This is a genomic window from Mycobacterium sp. NGS18 (genome assembly GCF_059813185.1).
In genome coordinates, this window is sequence record NZ_JCALEC010000012.1 from 61163 (window position 1) to 78629 (window position 17467).

The following is a 17467-nucleotide window of genomic DNA, read 5'->3' on the forward strand; positions in this document are numbered from 1 at the left end:
ATGGTGCAGAAGAAGTTGGTGATCGGGGCCAGCGGGTTTCTCGGCTCCCACGTCACCCGGCAACTCGTCGCCGCCGGCGAAGACGTCCGTGTGCTGATCCGCCCCACCAGTTCGACGCGCGGTATCGACGGCCTCGACGTCGAGATCCGGCACGGCGACATCTTCGACGAGGACGCGGTGCGCTCGGCGATGAGTGGATGCGACGTCGTCTACTACTGCGTGGTGGATGCGCGGGCCTGGCTGCGAGACCCGACACCGTTGTACCGCACCAATGTGGAGGGCCTGCGGCATGTGCTGGATGTGGCCGTCGATGCCAACCTGGAGCGGTTCGTGTTCACCAGTTCGATCGGGACCATCGGTCGCGTCGATCACGGTTTGGCCGACGAGCGCACCGCCCACAACTGGCTTGAGGCGGGCGGTGATTACATCCGCAGCCGGGTGCAGGCGGAAAACCTGGTGCTGGCCTACCACCGGGACAGGGGGCTGCCCGCGGTGGCGATGTGTGTCGCCAACACCTATGGGTCCGGCGACTGGCAGCCCACCCCGCACGGCGGACTGGTCGCCGCTGCCGTCCGCGGCAAGCTGCCCTTCTACATCTCCGGTGCGCAAGCCGAGGTCGTCGGCATCGATGACGCGGCCCGCGCCCTGATCCTGGCCGGGGAACGTGGCCGTGCCGGCGAACGCTACATCGTCTCCGAACGGTTCATGAGCGCTCACGACATCTATCACGCTGCTTGTAGCGCAGTCGATGTCGCGCCGCCCAAGTACGGCGTGCCGCTCGCGGTGATGTCGGCCTTGGGACGGGTCTCGCAGGTCGTTGCCCGCCTGCGCCGCCGGGACACGGCGCTGACCGTGCTGTCGATGCGACTGCTGCACATCATGTCGCCGATGAGTCACGACAAGGCCGTCCGGGAACTGGGCTGGGCGCCTAAGCCGACCACTGACGCATTGGCCGAAGCCGCCGTCTTCTTCCGTAGCAGACGGCGCACGACGAAGCTGGAGAGCTCGTGAGCGTGGCACTGACCCTCGAACAGCGCGAACTCGGCGAGTCGCTGCGGCGGTTCGCCGCCCGGCACGCCCCGATCGCCGACACCCGCAAGGCCTTCGACGCGCTGGCGGCCGGTGAGCTACCCACGTGGTGGGATGAGCTGGTAGTGCACGGGTTTCACGCCATCCACCTGCCCGAGTCGGCCGGCGGCCAAGGTGGCGGGCTGCTCGACGCCGCCTGCGTTCTGGAAGCCGCCGGGAAGGTGTGCCTTCCGGGGCCGCTGCTGTCCACAGTCACCGCAGGTGCGGTCGGACTGCTCGCTGAGGCGACGTCGGCCCGGGAGGCGCTGCTGGGCGGGCTCGCTGCCGGCGCGCCGGCGACGGTGGTCCTACCGCAGCACGCGAAGCTCACCGCACATCGGGTTGATGGCGGGTGGCTCATTGACGGTGCCTGCGAACTGATCTCGGGTGCCTGCTCGGCGCGGCTCGCGCTGGTTTGCGCTGACCGCTCCGACGGCACGGCGATCTGGCTGGCCGTCGACCTGTCGCGGTCGGAGGCCACGGTCGCCCCGGTCGCCGGCACCGATCTGCTCACCGACCTGGGCGCCATCACCCTTACCGGCTACCCAGCGAGCGCGGCCGACGTCTTGAGCGGTATCGACCCCGGTCGCGCCGAATGGCTCACGGTCGGGTTGGCCGCGGCGGTGTCGGCCGGAATCGCCGGATGGTGCGTCGAGGCGGCCACTGCACATCTGCGCACCCGCGAACAGTTCGGCAAACCGATCGGTACCTTCCAGGCGCTGCAACACCGGGCGGCGATGCTGCTGGTGAACAGCGAACTGGCCAGCGCCGCCGCCTGGGACGCCGTCCGCGCGGCCACCGACACCCGCGACCAGCATCAGATGGCCGCCGCCGCCGCGGTGGTGGCGGCGATCACCCCGTGTCCCGATGCCGTCCTGGACACGCTGACGATGTTCGGTGCCATCGGATTCACCTGGGAGCACGACCTGCACCTGTACTGGCGTCGTGCCACCAGCGTCGCCGCTTCGGTCGGGGCCGCCACCGGGTGGGCACGGCGCCTCGGCGAGCTGACAACCACGCAGCAGCGCGATTTCACCGTCGATCTCGGCGGTGCCGAAGCCGAGTTCCGGGCCGACATCGCCGCGACGCTCGATGCCGCCACTGCACTGTGCAACGACGGGCCTGGACGCCAAGGCGACTACCCACACTTCGAAACCGGCCCGCAGCGTAGCTTGATCGCACAAGCCGGACTCATCGCCCCGCAGTGGCCGCCGCCGTCGGGCGTCAACGCCACCCCGTTGCAGCAGCTGATCATCGCCGAGGAGTTCGCCAAAAGGCCTGACTTGGTGCGGCCGTCGCTGGGCATCGCCGAATGGATCCTGCCGTCGCTGCTGCAGGCGGCGCCTGAGGCGCTGCAACAGCGGCTGATCCCGCCGACGCAGCGCGGGGAGCTCGCCTGGTGTCAGCTCTTCAGCGAGCCCGGAGCCGGATCCGATCTGGCCTCGTTGACCACCCGCGCGGTCAAGGTCGACGGCGGGTGGCGCATCAACGGCCACAAGATCTGGACATCGTGTGCTCAACGTGCCGACTACGGAGCACTGCTGGCCCGCACCGATCCTGCTGCGGCCAAACACCGCGGTATCGGCTACTTCATCGTGGATATGCGCTCGCCAGGCATCGAAGTCGAGCCGATCGTGCAGGCCACCGGCGCGGCCGAGTTCAGCGAAGTCTTCCTCACCGACGTCTTCGTTCCCGACGACATGTTGCTCGGTGAGCCCACCGGAGGCTGGCAGCTGGCCATCGCCACCATGGCCGAAGAGCGTTCGGCCATCAGCGGATACGTGCAGAACGATCGGGCCATCGCATTGCGGCGCATCGCTGCCGGCCACGGTGAACAGCGCGACGACGCGGTGCGGGCACTGGGCGAGCTGGACGCCTACACGAATGCGATCAAGGCGCTCGGGGTGCGGGAGACGATCCGGCTGCTGGGCGGGCAGGGCCTCGGGGCGGCATCGAGCATCGCCAAGGTGGCGATGAACCTTTTACTGCGCCGCACGTTCCGGGCGACCCTGGCCACCGCCGGGCGCCTGGCGATGGCCGCCGACTCCGACCCGGCTGTCGTCGAACCGTATCTGTTGTCGCCCGCCGAGTTGATCGGTGGCGGCACCAACGAGATTCAGCTGAACGTCATCGCACAGATGATCCTGGGCCTTCCCCGCAAGTGACCGCATTCAGACAGAGGACAGCACATGGGACTACGTGGAGAGGCCGCGATCGTCGGCTACGTCGAGCTGCCGCCGGAGCGGATGAACAAGGCGGCCCCGGCCCCGTTCACGCTCGAGCAATGGGCCGAGTTGAGTGCGGCCGCCCTGGCCGACGCGGGCCTGCCCGGCGAACTCGTCAACGGAATCGTCACCTCGCACCTGGGCGAGTCGGAGATCTTCGTTCCCTCGACCATCGCTGAATACCTCGGGATTCCCGCCCGATTCGCTGAGATCGTCGACCTGGGCGGTGCCAGCGCTGCCGCCATGGTGTGGCGGGCGGCGGCGGCGATCGAGCTGGGAATCTGCGATGTGGTGCTGTGCGCGCTGCCGGCCCGCTACATCACCCCGATGTCGGAGAAGAAGCCGAGGCCGTTGGTCGACGCGATGTTCTTCGGCTCGTCGAGCAACCAATACGGCTCGCCTCAAGCGGAATTCGAAATCCCCTACGGCAACCTCGGCCAGAACGGCCCCTACGGGCAGGTGGCCACCCGCTACGGCGCGGTCTACGGCTACGACGAGCGGGCCATGGCCAAGATCGTCGTCGACCAACGCGTCAACGCCAACCACACCGACGGCGCCATCTGGCGCGACACGCCGCTGACGGTGGATGAGGTGCTGGCCAGCCCGGTGATCGCCGACCCGCTGCACATGCTGGAGATCGTGATGCCCTGCGTCGGCGGGGCCGCCGTGGTGATCGCGTCGGCCGACATCGCCAAACGCGCCCGCAATCGCCCGGTGTGGATCAAAGGGTTCGGTGAGCACGTGCCGTTCAAGACCCCGACCTACGCCGCGGACCTGCTGGCCACCCCGATCGCCGAGGCCGCCGATACCGCCTTCGCGATGACGGATCTGACCCGCGCGGACATGGACATGGTCTCCATCTACGACTGCTACACGATCACGGTGCTGCTCTCGCTGGAAGACGCCGGATTCTGCGAAAAAGGCAAAGGCATGCAGTTCATCACCGATCACGACCTGACCTTCCGCGGCGACTTCCCGCTCAACACCGCCGGCGGCCAACTCGGGTTCGGGCAGGCCGGCCTGGCCGGCGGCATGCACCACGTCTGCGACGCCACCCGCCAGATCATGGGCCGCGCCGGCGCAGCGCAGGTGACCGATTGCAATCGGGCCTTCGTCTCCGGCAACGGCGGGATTCTGTCCGAACAGACCACCCTCATTCTGGAAGGGGATTGAGCGCCGATGACCACCTTCGAACGCCCGATGCCGGTCAAAACGCCGACCACCGCACCTTTTTGGGACGCCCTGGCCGAACACCGCATCGTCATCCAGTACTCGCCGTCGGCGGGGAGCTATGTCTTCTACCCGCGGGTACGGGCGCCGCGCACCCTGGCTGACGACCTGGAATGGCGGGAGATCTCCGGGATGGGCACGCTGTACTCCTTTACCGTGGCCCGTCGGCCGGTCGGCCTGCACTTCGCCGACGCCGTGCCGCAACTGTTGGCGATCGTGGAATGGGATGAGGGGCCACGGTTCTCCACCGAACTGGTCAACGCCGACCCCGACGACCTGGTGGTCGGCATGCGGGTCAAGCCGGTGTTCTGTGATTACCCCGACCACGATGTGACGATGCTGCGCTACGAACCCGTGCCGGAGGTGGGTTGATGGCTGACGATGCTGCGGTGCTACTGGAGATCGAGGCGATCAAACGGCTCAAGTCGCGCTACTGCCGCTACTTGGACACCAAGGACTGGGGGGCCTGGCGCGCCTTGCTCACCGACGACTTCGTCAGCGATACCGCGCGGGCCGGCGGGAAAGTCATCAGCGGCGCCGACGATTTCGTGGCCTTCACCCGCAAGAGCCTGCGCTCCCAGGCCACCGTCCATCAGGTGCATGCGCCCGATATCGAGCTGACCTCGCCGACGACAGCCAAAGGAGTGTGGGCCCTGGAAGACGTGGTGCGCTTCGGCCCCGGCGTGAACCTGCGCGGGTACGGCCACTACACCGAGACCTACGAAAAGATCGACGGCCAGTGGCGGATCAAGACCTCGACGCTGACCCGGCTGCGTGAGGACGTGTTCAACGGGTTGGTGGCGGTGTATGTCTCGCCGCGTATCCGTGCGGTGGTCGGCCGAGTGGCCAAGCGGCTGATGAGCTAAGTGCTCAGGCGCCCGCTGCCACCGGCGGCTTGGCGGCCTCCGGATCCGGGTTTGCGATCGGCAGCCCCATGAACCGGCGGGCGTTGTCGCCCATGAAGTCATAGGTGCGCCGAACACCCATGTCCTCGGCGTAGCGCCAGAATCCCTTCGGCTCGGCCAGGCCCTCGGGGTGCGGGTAGTCCGATCCGAACAGCACCTTGTCCCAGCCGACCGTTTCGACGACATCGGAGATACAGCCCTCCCAGAACGGGCTGACCCAGATGTTGCGCCGGAACACCTCATGCGGGTGCTCGGGGAAGTTCTGCGGCATCTTCTTGTACAGGTCGCCGAAGTCATGAAACAGCGGCGCGATCCATGAGCTGCCGTTCTCCACGCTGGCGATGCGCAGCTTGGGAAAGCGGGTCAACGTGCCGTGGCAGATCAGGGCGATGATCATGTCGGCGATCTCCCGGTGCCCCAGCACCATCCAGCGGAAAGCGCTCTGCGCCATGAAATTCTGGGTATAAGGCGGCTCCCACCGGCCGACGTAGTCGTCGAGCGGCGGGAAGCTGGCATGCAGCACGATGGGCAGGCCGGCGGCTTCCACGTCACGCCAGAACGGATCGAACTCCGGCAGCGCCGGTGACCGCCAGCCGTGGACACCGTTGACCGGCCCGGGTTTGATCAACGCAACAGCGGCACCGTGGGACAGGATGTACTCCAGCTCGCGCTGGGCGCCGTCGACCTCGGAGAGGTTGATGATCGGCGTGGAGAACACCCGGCCGTCGTAGTTGTAGCTCCAGTGCTCGGCCATCCACTGATTCAGCGCGTGAATGATCGCAAGGGTGAGCTCCGGGTCATCAGCGGAGGAGTGTTCCACCAGGCTGGCCAGCGTCGGATAGTTCAGCGCCTCCAGCACTCCCTGTCGGTCCAGTTCTTGCACCCGATCGGCGGGATTGCGGGTGGCTGCCGGCGCCTCGATGGCAGCCCCCTGCATCTCGCGCAGGGTCAGGCCCTTGGTGTTCTCGCCGGCGAAGAACTTCTCGTGCGCACCGGGCGCGGCGACCCGCTCGAAGGTCGGATTAGGGATGAAGTCACTGACGCGATTGTTGATGATGATCCGGGTCTGGCGGCCAATCTGGGCGAATTGGACTGCCCGCGAATACTTCTCCGGGAGGTACTTCGTCAACGAGTCAGGGGTCTCATACATGTGCTGGTCGGCATCGAAGATCGGTGCGTCACGAAACTGGCTCATGGCTGGTTCCTTTCTCTCCGCGAGCAGACATGAAAGCCCCCAAAATCACGGCGAATTAGGGGCTTTCACGTCTGCCCGCGGTAATTAAGTCGTCAGGATGGTCGCCGCCGCGGTGCCCGGTGCGCCGTAGAGCTGGGCGAACCCGACCTTGGGTTCCCCCGGCACCTGGCGGCCACCGGCTTCGCTGCGCAACTGGCGCACCAGCTCGTGGATCTGGCGCAGCCCGGAGGCGCCGATCGGCTCGCCGTTGGCGATCAGTCCGCCGTCGGTGTTGACCGGCATCGATCCGGAGATCTCGGTCGCACCCTCGGCGAGCAGCTTCTCCTGATCGCCGTCGGCGCAGAAACCGCACTCGGCCATGTGGATGATCTCCGCGCCGGCGTCGGTGTCCTGCAGCTGGATCACGTCGACGTCTTCGGGTGCCACCCCGGCCTTTTCGAATGCGGCACGCGCGGCGTACACCGTCGGCGCGACATCCTCGGTAACGGGGGCGAAGGTGGTGTTGACCTCGTAGGCCCCGTAGCGACGGGTACGCACCTCCACCGCACGCAGATACACCGGCTTGTCGGTGTAGCGGTGCGCGATATCGGCCCGGCACATCACCACGGCGGCCGCACCCTCATCCGGCGCGCAGAACATGTACTGCGTCAGCGGATAGTTCAGCATCGTCGAGCCCAGGATCTCCTCTTCGGAGATGGGCTTGCGCCGGAACGCGTTCGGGTTTAATGCGCCGTTGCGGAAGTTCTTGGCCGCGACCTTGGCCAGCGTCGCTTGCGAGATGCCGTGATCATGCAGGTACCGGTTGGCTTTCATGCCGAAGAACTGGGTGGTCAGGTACTGGCCGTTCTCGGCGTACCAGCGCGGCATGCCGACCAGCGCCGGGTCCTCGGTGAACGCACCGCGCGGGTGCTTGTCCAGGCCGACGGCGACGCCGATGTCGTAGTCGCCCAACCGGATACCGTCCGCGCACACCTTGGCGGCGCTGGCCGCGGTGGCACAGGCGTTGAACACGTTGGTGAACGGAATGCCCGACAGCCCGACCATTCCGACGATCGCATCCGGGTTCGCCACCGTCCAGCTGCCGCCGGTGGCGGCGCCGATGTCCGCCCAGGCCACTCCGGCATCGGCGACCGCGGCGAAGATGGCGTCGACGCCCATTTCCATCGCCGACTTGCCTTCGAAGCGCCCGAACGGGTGCAAGCCGACCCCGATGATGGCGACGTCGTTCATCAGCGCTGACCCGTCGGCTGGAAGGCGAAAGTGACGATCTCGTTGCCGTCGGCGTCGGCGGCGAACGGCACCATGGTCAGCTGCACCGGCATCCCGAACTGCAGCTTGTCGGGATCGTTCTCGGTGAGCCGGCCTTCCACCCGGACGACATCGCCGAGCTGCACCAGGCCGACGCCGAACGGCACGAAGTCCTTACCGGTGGGGCCCAGATACGGTGGGCCGGGAGGGAAGCCCTGCGTGGTCCAGGCCACCAGGGTCCCGGTGCGGGGGAGCAACTCTCGCGTCATCTGGTCGCCGCTGCACTTCGGGCACCGTGGCTGGGCCGGGAAGACGGTGGCGTTGCAGGCCGCGCAGCGGCTGCCGACCAGCTGGGGGGCCTCATCCGGCCACGTCGAGATGTCGGGTGCTAGCGCCTTCTGCATGGGGCCTCCGCCTAACGGGTCTACTAACTGTAATACTTACAGTAAAGTATGATCGCCCGAGTTGGCCAGCGGGCTCCCGGCACCGCTCGCGCGATCACGGCAAAGGCTCCAGGTATGACAGAGAACGACGGACCCGCGGCGACGAGGCGGCGCGCCCTCGTCATGGGCGCCAGTGGCAACGTCGGTGCCTGCGTCACCCGCCAACTGGTCGCCCGCGGGGATGACGTGCGGGTGTTGTTGCGTCGTTCGAGCTCCACCAGGGGGATCGACGGGCTTGACGTGGAGCGGTGCTACGGAGACATCTTCGACACCGAAGCGGTCACCGCCGCGATGGCCGCCCGCGACGTCGTGTACTACTGCGTCGTCGACACCCGCGCTGAGCTTCGTGACCCCGCGCCGCTGTTCAAAACCAATGTCGAGGGTTTGCGCAACGTCCTGGACGTCGCGGCGCAGGCCGACCTCGACAGGTTCGTGTTCTTGAGCACCATCGGGACCATCGCGGTAGGCCGCAACGGCGAAACCGTGGATGAGCGAACGCCGTTCAACTGGGCCGCCCAGGGCGGTGGATACATCGCCTCCCGTCGTGAAGCCGAGCGCCTGGTGCTGTCCTACGTGGCCGACCGCGGCCTGCCGGCCGTCGTCACGAACGTGTCGAACCCGTACGGCCCGCCCGACTGGCAGCCGCGGCAAGGCATGCTCGTTCAGTTCGCCGCGATGGGCAGGATGCCGGCGTACGCGCGGGGCGTGGGCTCTGAGGTGGTCGGGATCGATGACGCCGCCCGGGGAATGTTGCTGGCCGCGGAGCGGGGGCGCATCGGCGAGCGCTACATCATCTCCGAGCGGTACATGAGCCAGCGTGAAATGCTCACCATCGCCGCCGAAGCCGTCGGAGCCAAACCGCCGCGCTTCGGCATACCGATGGCGGTTCTGCATGTCCTGGGCCTCCTTGTCGGTGCCGCGGGTGCCGTGCTGGGGCGTGACTTCCCGTTCACCGCGACCGGGGCGCGATTGATGGCGTTGACGTCTCCTGCCGATCACAGCAAGGCCACCCGGGAATTGGGCTGGCACCCGGAACCGACCGAGGACGCGATCCGGCGCGCCGCGAAGTTCTACCTGGAGCGCAGCAAGCCATGATCCCGTTCGTAGTTCGTCGTGACAACGACCTGGTGCCGAACGCCATCGCTCACGGCGGGTGGGGGCCGACGCTGGGAGGCCAGGTGGTCGGCGGACTGCTGGCCCGCGCCATCGAGCACCACGTCTGCGACGGCGACCTGCAGCCGGCGCGGCTGACCGTCGAGATCCTGCGCCGGGTGGCCAGCGCACCGCTGCGGGTCACCGCGTCGGTGGTCCGCGCGGGGTCGCGGATGCGGGCCATTGACGCCGCAATGACGCAGGACGGCGAGTTGGTGGCCCGCGGCTCGGCGCTGTATCTGCGTCGCGGCGTCCAGCCCGACGGTGACTTCTTCACCACCGCGGTGACGCTGCCGCCGCTCCCGGAGGAGCCGGCACGCTTCGACGAATCGGTGCCGATGTTCATCCGGGCCTACGGCAGCGACGACGGCGAGCGCTTTCCGTGGCAACACTCGGGCCCGCGGTACGCCTGGCTGCGGGAGATCCGCGATCTGGTCGACGGCGAGGAGCTCACACCGTTCGTCCGGGCGGCGATGGCCGTTGACGTCACCGCCTCGTTGACCAATTTCAGCACCACTGGTTTGGCCTTCATCAACGCCGATTACACCCTGACCCTGAGCCGGCTACCGGTGGGCCCCTACATCGGGTTGGCGGCACTGACTCACTACAGCGACGCCGGCGTGGCGACCGGAAGCGCTAGCTTGTTCGACGCCCTCGGCCCGGTCGGCAGCGGCGTGTCGACCGCGATCGCGAACTTCAACTTCGACCCGGGCAACCGGCGGGAGAACCCGACGCCCGGCTAGGCGATAGCGCCGGACTCCTTGAGCTTTTCGATGCGGTCCCAGTCCATTCCGAGTTCCATCAGCACGACCTCGGTGTGCTCGGATGCCTGCGGGGCGCGGGTCGTCTGCAGCGGTTCATGGTTGAACTGGACCGGGCCGCGGACCACCTTGAACGCCGGGCCGCCATCGCCGGCCTCGACCTCGACGACCATGTCGTTGGCGATCGCCTGCTCGTCGGAGCCCAGGTCGACCAGACTCTGAAAGGGCGCCCACTGGCCCTTCATCGTCTTGAGGTGCTGACGCCAGTACTCGAAGGATTTGGCGCCGATTGCCGCGACGATCAGCTCGCTGGCCGCGTCGGCGTTGTCCATCAACGGCAGCACGTCGGAGAAGCGGGGGTCATCGGCGGCTTCGGCAATGCCCAGGTGCTCGAAGGTGTCCCGAATGTATCCGGTCGGGCTGACGATGCACAGGTTGATGGTGCCGCCGTCGGAGGTGGTGTAGTTGCCCAGGAACGGATTCGCCGGTGAGCCACCGGATTGCGGCATCAGCGCACGCATGGCCTCGCCGGTCTCCATGCCCTGGGTCACGCTGGCGCCGGCCGCCCACCACGCGGTGGACAGCAGCGAGACGTCGACCTCGAGCGCTTCGCCGGTGCGCTCGCGATGCAGCAGCGCCGCGGCGATACCGCCGGCGATGTTCATGCCACCGACCGAGTCGCCGAACGCGGGAATTCCCTGGGACAGCGGCGCACCCAGCTCCTCCGGGCTCAGCGCGTGGCCGACGCCGCTGCGGGTCCAGAACGCGGTGCCGTCGAAGCCGCCGATGTCGCGTTCGGGGCCCTTGTCGCCGTAGGCGCTGCCGCGGGCGTAGACGATGTTCGGGTTGGCCTGGCGGATGTGCTCGACGTCGAACTTGTTCTTCTGCCGGGCCCGCGGCAGGTAGTTGGTCAAGAACACGTCTGCGGTGGCGGCCAGCTCGTAGAGCACCTGCTGCCCTTCGGGTGTGGAGACGTCGATGCCGACGCTGCGCTTACCGCGGTTGGGGTGCTCGATCAGCGGATGCCGGTCGGGGTCGAGCTCGAAGCCGCCCATCCGGATGAACCCGCGCTGGGTATCGCCGCGCACCGGGTGTTCCACCTTGATGACGTCGGCGCCCCAGTCGGCCAAGATCGCCCCGGCGGCGGGGACGAACGTGAACTGCGCGACCTCCAGCACCCGGAAGCCATCCATCACCTTGATCAACTCAGCGGCTCCTGACATGAGACCAATTGAAGTAATCTACTGTAATGGTTACGGTTGGGCATCCGAAAGGGGCGAGGTGAGCGACGTCGGACAGCGGGCCAACAGTGTTGAGATTGGCGAACGGGCTGCTGCGGCGGCGGAGTCGCGCATGCTGATCGACGGCAAGTTGGTGGCGGCGACGTCGGGTGCGGAGTTCGACAATCGCAGCCCGGCCACCGGGCGGTTGTTGGGGGCCACCGCGGCCGCCGACCAGAGCGACATGCACCAGGCGATCGGTGCGGCCCGGCGCGCCTTCGACGACTCGGATTGGTCGACTGACCGCGAGCTGCGTAAGCGGTGCCTGGGGCAGTTGCAGTCGGCGCTGGAGGCGGAGAAGGAAGAGCTGCGCACCGAGCTGATCGCCGAGGTGGGCTGCCCGGTGATGACGACCCAACTGGCACAGCTGGATTGGCCGTTGGCGGACGCGCTGCGCTACCCGGGCCGGCTGATCGACGAGTTCGAGTGGGAGCGGCTGATCGAGGGCGGCGGGCTGTTCGGCGACCGCAACGTCCGCACCGTCGTCAAGGAGCCGGTCGGTGTGGTCGCGGCGATAACCCCGTCCAACTTTCCGGTCGAGGTGATCCTGAACAAGCTGGGGCCGGCGCTGGCGGCCGGCAACACCGTCGTGCTCAAGCCCGACCCGAACACCCCGTGGAACGCCACTCGGTTGGGGCGTCTGGTCGCTGAGCACACCGACATACCCGCCGGGGTGGTCAACGTGGTGCCCACGCCGTCGAACGAGGTCGCCGGACTGCTCGGCACCGACTCCCGGGTCGACATGGTCTCGTTCACCGGATCCACCGTGGTCGGCAAGCTGCTGGCCCGCAACAGCGCCGACACCATGAAGCGGACGTTCCTGGAGTTGGGCGGCAAGTCGGCGCTGATCGTGCTCGACGACGCCGACCCGGCCAAGGTCATCCCCGGTGCGGTCGGCGTGTGCGTGCACGCCGGGCAGGCCTGTGCGGCTACCACCCGGATGCTGGTGCACCGCTCCCTGTTCGACGAGGTGGTGGCCGCGGTGACCGCGGCGTTCGCGGCGGTCCCGGTGGGTGACCCCGCGCTACCGCAGACCCTGGTGGGCCCGCTGATCAGCGCGCAGCAGAAGCAGCGGGTGCTCGACGCGATTGCACAGGCTCGGCTCGACGGGGCCGAGATCACCACCGGCGGAGGGGGATACGAGGACCTGCCCGCTCACCTCACCGGTGGGCACTATGTGCAACCGACGGTGATCGTCGGCGTCGATAACAGCGCGGCCATCGCGCAGCAGGAGGTGTTCGGGCCGGTGCTGGTGATCTTGCCGTTCGGCGACGACGACGAAGCGGTGCGGATCGCCAACGACAGTGCATTCGGGCTGGCCGGTGCGGTGGTCTCGGCGTCATCGGAGCGGGCCATGGCCGTGGCCCGGCGGGTGCGCACCGGGGCGATCGGCGTCAACGGCGGCATGTACTACGGCGCCGACGCGCCCTTCGGGGGCTACAAGAACAGCGGCTGGGGCAGGCAGTGCGGGATCGAGGGGTTCTCGCAGTACCTGGAGACCAAGACCATCGGTTATCGGAAACCTCGGGGGGCGTAAGGCAGCCCGCGCGGTTCGGTCATCGACTGTGCGGTTTGGTACGCCCTCATCGGTGGGTCGCGTACGAAACCGCACAGTCGGCGAGATCTACCTGAACGTCACCGGCAGCGAGCGCGGCGACCGGAACGGCTGACCGTAGATGTGTGGATTGTCGTCGGTCACCAGCGTGATATCGCTGAGGCGGTCCAGGAGGCACTCCATCGCGACCCGCATCTCCATCCGTGCGAGATGCAACCCCATGCAGGTGTGCTCGCCGGCGGCGAACGTGATGTGCGGAATCCACTTGCGGAAGATGTCGAACTCCTCGGAGCGCTCCCACCGCGCCTCGTCGCGGTTGGCCGACCCGATGCAGACGTCGACGACGGCGCCGGCTGGAATCGCGACGCCGGCCACCTCGGTGTCGCGGATTGCGGTGCGCTGCACGGTAGTCAGCGGCGTCTCGTAGCGCAGCCCCTCCTCGATGGCGGGGCCGATCAGGTCGCGGTCGGCTTGCACCGCGGCGAACTGTTCGGGATGGGTCAGCAACAGGTAAAGCAGGTTGCTGGTGGCCCGGTAGGTGGTCTCCAACCCGGCCGGCAGCAGCAGGCGAAGGAACGAATAGATCGCCTCGTCGCTGAGCTTTTCCCCGTCGACCTCTGCGGTGACCAGGTCACCGATGATGTCCTCGGTCGGATGGGACTTGCGCTTGTCCATCTGCGCCAGGAAATACTCCTTCAACGCCGCCGAGGCGGAGAACGCGCGCTCGTAGTTGACGGTGTAGCTGATCAACTCGATCGCGCGCTGACGAAACCACGGCAGGTCCTCTTCGGGCAGGCCCAACAGCTTCGAGATGACCCGGGTGGGGAACTCGAAGGTGAAACCGGCCACCAGGTCGGCAGAACCCGCCTCGATGAACTCGTCGATCAGTCTGTTGCAGATCGGCCGCACCACGTCCGGCTCCCAGTGCACCAACGATTTCCGCTTGAAGGCCGACGACACCAGATTGCGGTGCTTACGGTGTGGCTCGCCCTCCATCGCCAGGATGGTCGGTCCGAGGAACAGCCCGATGGTGACGTCATAGATGTGCGAATTGAAGGAATCCGCTTCCCGGAACACTTGGTTCACGGCGTCGAAAGAGACGGCGGCGAACTGCGTTTCGGGTCGCATCGACGCCGGGGTCTTGGAGTAGTCCATGACCGTTCCGGGGAAGACGCCGGCGCGCGCGCGCTTGCTCTCGAAGTACGGATAGGGGTTCGCAAGGTAGCCGGCCGGCTTGTCGAGTGCGGCGGCGACGTCGTCGACCTGGCTCTCCACGGCTGGTCTCCCGTCTCAGGTGAAGTAATCTACTGTAAGCATTACAGTAAATGATCGGGTAGGTGTTGCGCCAGCGTCAGGCGAGGCTGATCGGCATCCGCTTGATGCCGTGCACAAAGGTGCTGTGCAGGTACTCCGGTTCGCCGAGCGTGACCTCCGGCAGCCGGGTGAGCAGCTCATAGAACAGGTGCCGCAGCTCCATCCGGGCGACGTGGGTGCCCAGGCAGTAGTGCGCTCCGCCGCCGCCGAAGCCCAGGTGCGGGTTGGCGGCACGGGTGATGTCGAATTCGTGCGGCCGGTCGAACACGGTCTCGTCGCGGTTGGCCGAGCAGTAGAACAACGCGACCTTCTCACCGGCCTTGATCTCGGTCCCGGCCACCTCGGTGTCCACCACCGCGTGGCGTGCGAAAGCGATCACCGGTGTGGCCCACCGCACGAATTCCTCGACCGCGGCGTCGATCCGGTTGTCGAAGTCGGCCAGCAGCCACGCGCGCTGCTCGGGGTGATCGACGAGGGCCTTGAACGCGTGCGTGGTGGTCTGCTTGGTGGTGTCGTTGCCTGCCGAACCGAGCAGCACCATGAAGGAACCTAGTTCCTCATCGGTGAGGCGGTGGCCGTCGACCTCGGCATTGACCAGCTCGGTCATCAGATCGTCGTGCGGCTCGTTGCGGCGCCGCTGCGCCAGCTCGACGCCGGACCCGGCCAGCACGCCCAGCTGCGTCATCACGTGCACCGCCCGCTCCTCCAGCGAGGCGTACTCGTCGTCGCTGCCGCTGAACAGGCATTCGGCGGCGTAGGCGACCTTCTCCTGGTCGGCTGGGTCGATGCCGATCATGTCGGAGATGGTGCGCATCGGCAGTTGCCCGGAACAGCTTGTGACAAAATCGATCTGCTCGCCGTTGCGCAGCTGCGACAGCAGCTTGTCGACGATGTCGCGGGCGTTGGTCTTGATCTGCTCCTCGATGCGGCGGACCTGTCTGGGAGTGAATCCCGAGCTGATCAGCTTGCGGTACCGGGTGTGGTCGGGCGGGTCCATCGCCAGGAAGAACGTCATGTTGCGCTGGATTTCGGCCGGCATCGGATCGACGCTGACCCCTTCGCTGGAGCAGAACAGTTCCTCGTGCTGGCTGATGAACTTGATGTCGGCGTGCCGCGTTGCCGCCCAGTAACCCGCCTCCTCGGTAGGGAAGGCGGCCGGCATCGGTCGGTGCCAGGTCAGCCCCTGCTCGCCGCGCAGCGTCGCGAATGTGTCGTCCCGGGTGCGAAAGTCCTTGCTCCAGAAGGCCGGATCCGAGATGTCGAGCGAGTGATACGGGTACGGCGACGTCGGTGTGTTGGCTGACGAACTCAAAGTCATGGTGTCCTCTCGAAGGTCTCAGGCGGTGATGGGGGCGCCGGCGGTGATCGAGGTGATGAAACCGCCGTCGATGAGAATGTCCTGGCCGGTGATCCATCCGGCGTCGGGTGAGCCGAGGAAGTCGATCAGCGGCACGATGTCGTCGACGACGGCGTGCCGGCCGACCATGGCGCACACGGTGTCGAGTGTTTGCTTGCCCATCGACTGCTCGAAGTCGGGCAGGATCGGTGTTTCAACCGGGCCGGGGCTGACGGTGTTGATCCGCACCCCGTACTTGGCGCGTGCGGTCGCGGCCAGCCGTTTGGCGTAGAGGATCATCGCCTGCTTGGAGGTGGTGTACACCGGGAACGCGGGGTCCTGGCCGGCCTGCCAGCGCAGAACCGACTCCGCGTCGGTGGCCTTGAGCAGTCCGTCGAGCACTTCGATGCGCTGCTGCCAGCCCAGCGCGGCCGTGGAGGCCACCGCGACCACCGCGCCGCCGGTGCGCAGCCGGGGCAGCATGCCCTCGGTCATCAGGCGCATACCGAGGTAGTTGACCGTCAGCACGTCGGCGGCCGGTGCGGTTCCGGGTGCGCCGGCGACGTGGGCCAGCAGATCCCAACCGTCGCCGACCCGGCCGGTGAACTCGGCAATGGCGGCGGCATCTCGCAGGTCGCAGCAAACATGTTGCGAAGCCGGTGTCGACTGGGGGCGCACGTCGACGGCCAGAACGAAATCGCCGCGTTCGTGGAAGTGCGCGGCGGTGGCAGCGCCGATCCCCGACCCGGCGCCGACGACCACCACCTTGCGCTGCGGGTTGTTCATCCTCGCCAGCCTTCTGGAGTACCCGAAAAGTCGACAGTAAGCACGACTGTAACGAATTCGGCGCCGGCGGACAATGCTACGGTTGGCCCTACCGACAGCCCCACTGAACATCCGACCGGGGCGGCGAAAGATGCGAACAGGAGCCGAGAATGGCCGAGACCATCGGGTTCGTCGGAGCCGGCAAAATGGGCGAGCCGATGGTGCTGCGCCTTATCGGTGCGGGCTTTTCCGTGCAGGTCTACGCGCGCCGTCCGGAGGTGCGCGAGCGGCTGGCGGCGGCCGGCGCAGTGCCGGTGGAGTCGGTCGGCGCCGTCGCACGCGATGCCGGGGTCGTGATCAGCTGCCTGTTCTCCGACGCCCAGTTGAGCGAGGTCGCCACCGGTGCCGACGGGCTGCTGGCCAATGCCGGCCCCGACACAGTCGTGGTCTCGCACACCACCGGAACGGTGAGCACACTGACGAACCTGATGGCGGAATTCCCGGACGGCCCGGTGCTGGTGGATGCGCCGGTCAGCGGCGGCGCCCACGACATCGCCGCCGGCAAGCTGACTGTTCTGCTCGGCGGTCCCGACGATGCGGTGGCTCGCGCGCAGCCGGTGCTGGCCGCCTACGCCGATCCGGTCATCACCACCGGAGGCCTGGGCACCGCGCTCAACCTCAAGCTGATCAACAACGTGCTGTTCGCCGCCAATGCGCAACTCGTCGCTGCCGCCGTCGAACTGGGAAAGAACCTCGGAGTGTCCGACGCCAGTCTGTTCGCGGCCTTGGAGCAGTGCAGCGGCGGCAGCCGGGCCGCAGGGTATGTGCAGTCGGCCGGGGGAGTGGAGAGCTTCGCCAAAGTCGTTGCGCCCTTCATGCGCAAAGACGTCGCGGCCTGTATCGAGGCGGCCGCCGACCGTGGCGTCGAGTTGGGGCAGCTGCGCACGGTGGCCGAGTCCGGACCATTGGACCTGTCGTGACCGACCTGCT

The 17467-nt window shown here is 67.3% G+C and carries 16 protein-coding genes; 9 read left to right on the forward strand and 7 right to left on the reverse strand.

Features of this window, described 5'->3' with window-relative positions; genetic code table 11:
• Genes AC5Y31_RS19085 through AC5Y31_RS19105 form a run of 5 tightly spaced genes read left to right on the forward strand, consistent with a single transcriptional unit; the run spans nt 1 to nt 5389 of the window.
• Nucleotides 1-1011: an NAD-dependent epimerase/dehydratase family protein gene (locus AC5Y31_RS19085; protein ID WP_499982177.1), complete on the forward strand. Its 1011-nt coding sequence runs from the start codon at nt 1-3 to the stop codon at nt 1009-1011.
• A complete protein-coding gene (locus tag AC5Y31_RS19090) occupies nt 1008-3233 on the forward strand; it encodes an acyl-CoA dehydrogenase family protein (protein ID WP_499982178.1) in 2226 nt (741 codons plus the stop codon). The genes AC5Y31_RS19085 and AC5Y31_RS19090 overlap by 4 nt, the downstream gene beginning before the upstream one ends.
• A 24-nt stretch (nt 3234-3257) precedes the next feature.
• Nucleotides 3258-4466, forward strand: coding sequence for a thiolase family protein (locus AC5Y31_RS19095; RefSeq protein ID WP_499982179.1), 1209 nt, complete (start codon nt 3258-3260; stop codon nt 4464-4466).
• A 6-nt stretch (nt 4467-4472) separates the two neighbouring features.
• Nucleotides 4473-4895: an OB-fold domain-containing protein gene (locus tag AC5Y31_RS19100; RefSeq protein ID WP_301633714.1), complete on the forward strand. Its 423-nt coding sequence runs from the start codon at nt 4473-4475 to the stop codon at nt 4893-4895.
• On the forward strand, nt 4895-5389 hold the full coding sequence (locus AC5Y31_RS19105) for a nuclear transport factor 2 family protein (protein WP_499982181.1): 495 nt from the start codon (nt 4895-4897) through the stop codon (nt 5387-5389). Before AC5Y31_RS19100 ends, AC5Y31_RS19105 begins: the two co-directional genes overlap by 1 nt.
• A 4-nt stretch (nt 5390-5393) precedes the next feature.
• On the opposite strand, the gene AC5Y31_RS19110 is transcribed toward AC5Y31_RS19105, so the two are convergent.
• The 3 genes from AC5Y31_RS19110 to AC5Y31_RS19120 form a co-directional block, all read right to left on the reverse strand.
• Nucleotides 5394-6623 carry an amidohydrolase family protein gene (locus AC5Y31_RS19110; RefSeq protein WP_499982182.1) on the reverse strand — a complete coding sequence of 410 codons (1230 nt, stop codon included), beginning with the start codon at nt 6621-6623 and terminating at the stop codon, nt 5394-5396.
• An 84-nt stretch (nt 6624-6707) separates the two neighbouring features.
• Nucleotides 6708-7853 (reverse strand): thiolase family protein, encoded by a 1146-nt coding sequence (locus AC5Y31_RS19115; RefSeq protein ID WP_499982184.1) that lies wholly within the window; start codon nt 7851-7853, stop codon nt 6708-6710.
• A complete protein-coding gene (locus tag AC5Y31_RS19120; protein WP_301633721.1) occupies nt 7853-8275 on the reverse strand; it encodes an OB-fold domain-containing protein in 423 nt (140 codons plus the stop codon). Before AC5Y31_RS19120 ends, AC5Y31_RS19115 begins: the two co-directional genes overlap by 1 nt.
• Nucleotides 8276-8389: 114 nt before the next feature.
• Here AC5Y31_RS19120 and AC5Y31_RS19125 point away from each other — a divergent pair, with 114 nt between their 5' ends.
• Entirely contained in the window at nt 8390-9409 is a 1020-nt protein-coding gene (locus tag AC5Y31_RS19125) for an NAD-dependent epimerase/dehydratase family protein (protein WP_499982186.1), read from the forward strand.
• Entirely contained in the window at nt 9406-10209 is an 804-nt protein-coding gene (locus AC5Y31_RS19130) for an acyl-CoA thioesterase domain-containing protein (RefSeq protein WP_301633724.1), read from the forward strand. Before AC5Y31_RS19125 ends, AC5Y31_RS19130 begins: the two co-directional genes overlap by 4 nt.
• Here AC5Y31_RS19130 and AC5Y31_RS19135 read toward each other — a convergent pair.
• The gene (locus AC5Y31_RS19135) at nt 10206-11420 is read right to left on the reverse strand and encodes a CaiB/BaiF CoA transferase family protein (RefSeq protein WP_301636193.1); all 1215 of its coding nucleotides are present in this window, start codon (nt 11418-11420) and stop codon (nt 10206-10208) included. The two genes, AC5Y31_RS19130 and AC5Y31_RS19135, sit on opposite strands and share 4 nt — an antisense overlap.
• Nucleotides 11421-11508: 88 nt before the next feature.
• Here AC5Y31_RS19135 and AC5Y31_RS19140 point away from each other — a divergent pair, with 88 nt between their 5' ends.
• Nucleotides 11509-13044, forward strand: coding sequence for an aldehyde dehydrogenase family protein (locus AC5Y31_RS19140; protein ID WP_499982188.1), 1536 nt, complete (start codon nt 11509-11511; stop codon nt 13042-13044).
• Nucleotides 13045-13131: 87 nt separating this feature from the next.
• Here AC5Y31_RS19140 and AC5Y31_RS19145 read toward each other — a convergent pair whose 3' ends face one another.
• The 3 genes from AC5Y31_RS19145 to AC5Y31_RS19155 all read right to left on the reverse strand — a co-directional run bounded on the left by AC5Y31_RS19145 (nt 13132) and on the right by AC5Y31_RS19155 (nt 16498).
• Nucleotides 13132-14337 (reverse strand): cytochrome P450, encoded by a 1206-nt coding sequence (locus AC5Y31_RS19145; protein ID WP_499982190.1) that lies wholly within the window; start codon nt 14335-14337, stop codon nt 13132-13134.
• A 76-nt stretch (nt 14338-14413) separates the two neighbouring features.
• On the reverse strand, nt 14414-15694 hold the full coding sequence (locus AC5Y31_RS19150; RefSeq protein ID WP_499982192.1) for a cytochrome P450: 1281 nt from the start codon (nt 15692-15694) through the stop codon (nt 14414-14416).
• An 18-nt stretch (nt 15695-15712) separates the two neighbouring features.
• A complete protein-coding gene (locus tag AC5Y31_RS19155; protein ID WP_499982193.1) occupies nt 15713-16498 on the reverse strand; it encodes an SDR family oxidoreductase in 786 nt (261 codons plus the stop codon).
• Nucleotides 16499-16647: 149 nt separating this feature from the next.
• Between AC5Y31_RS19155 and AC5Y31_RS19160 the strand changes: the two genes are divergently transcribed.
• Nucleotides 16648-17457 (forward strand): NAD(P)-dependent oxidoreductase, encoded by an 810-nt coding sequence (locus AC5Y31_RS19160; RefSeq protein WP_499982194.1) that lies wholly within the window; start codon nt 16648-16650, stop codon nt 17455-17457.
• Nucleotides 17458-17467: the final 10 nt, after the last annotated feature.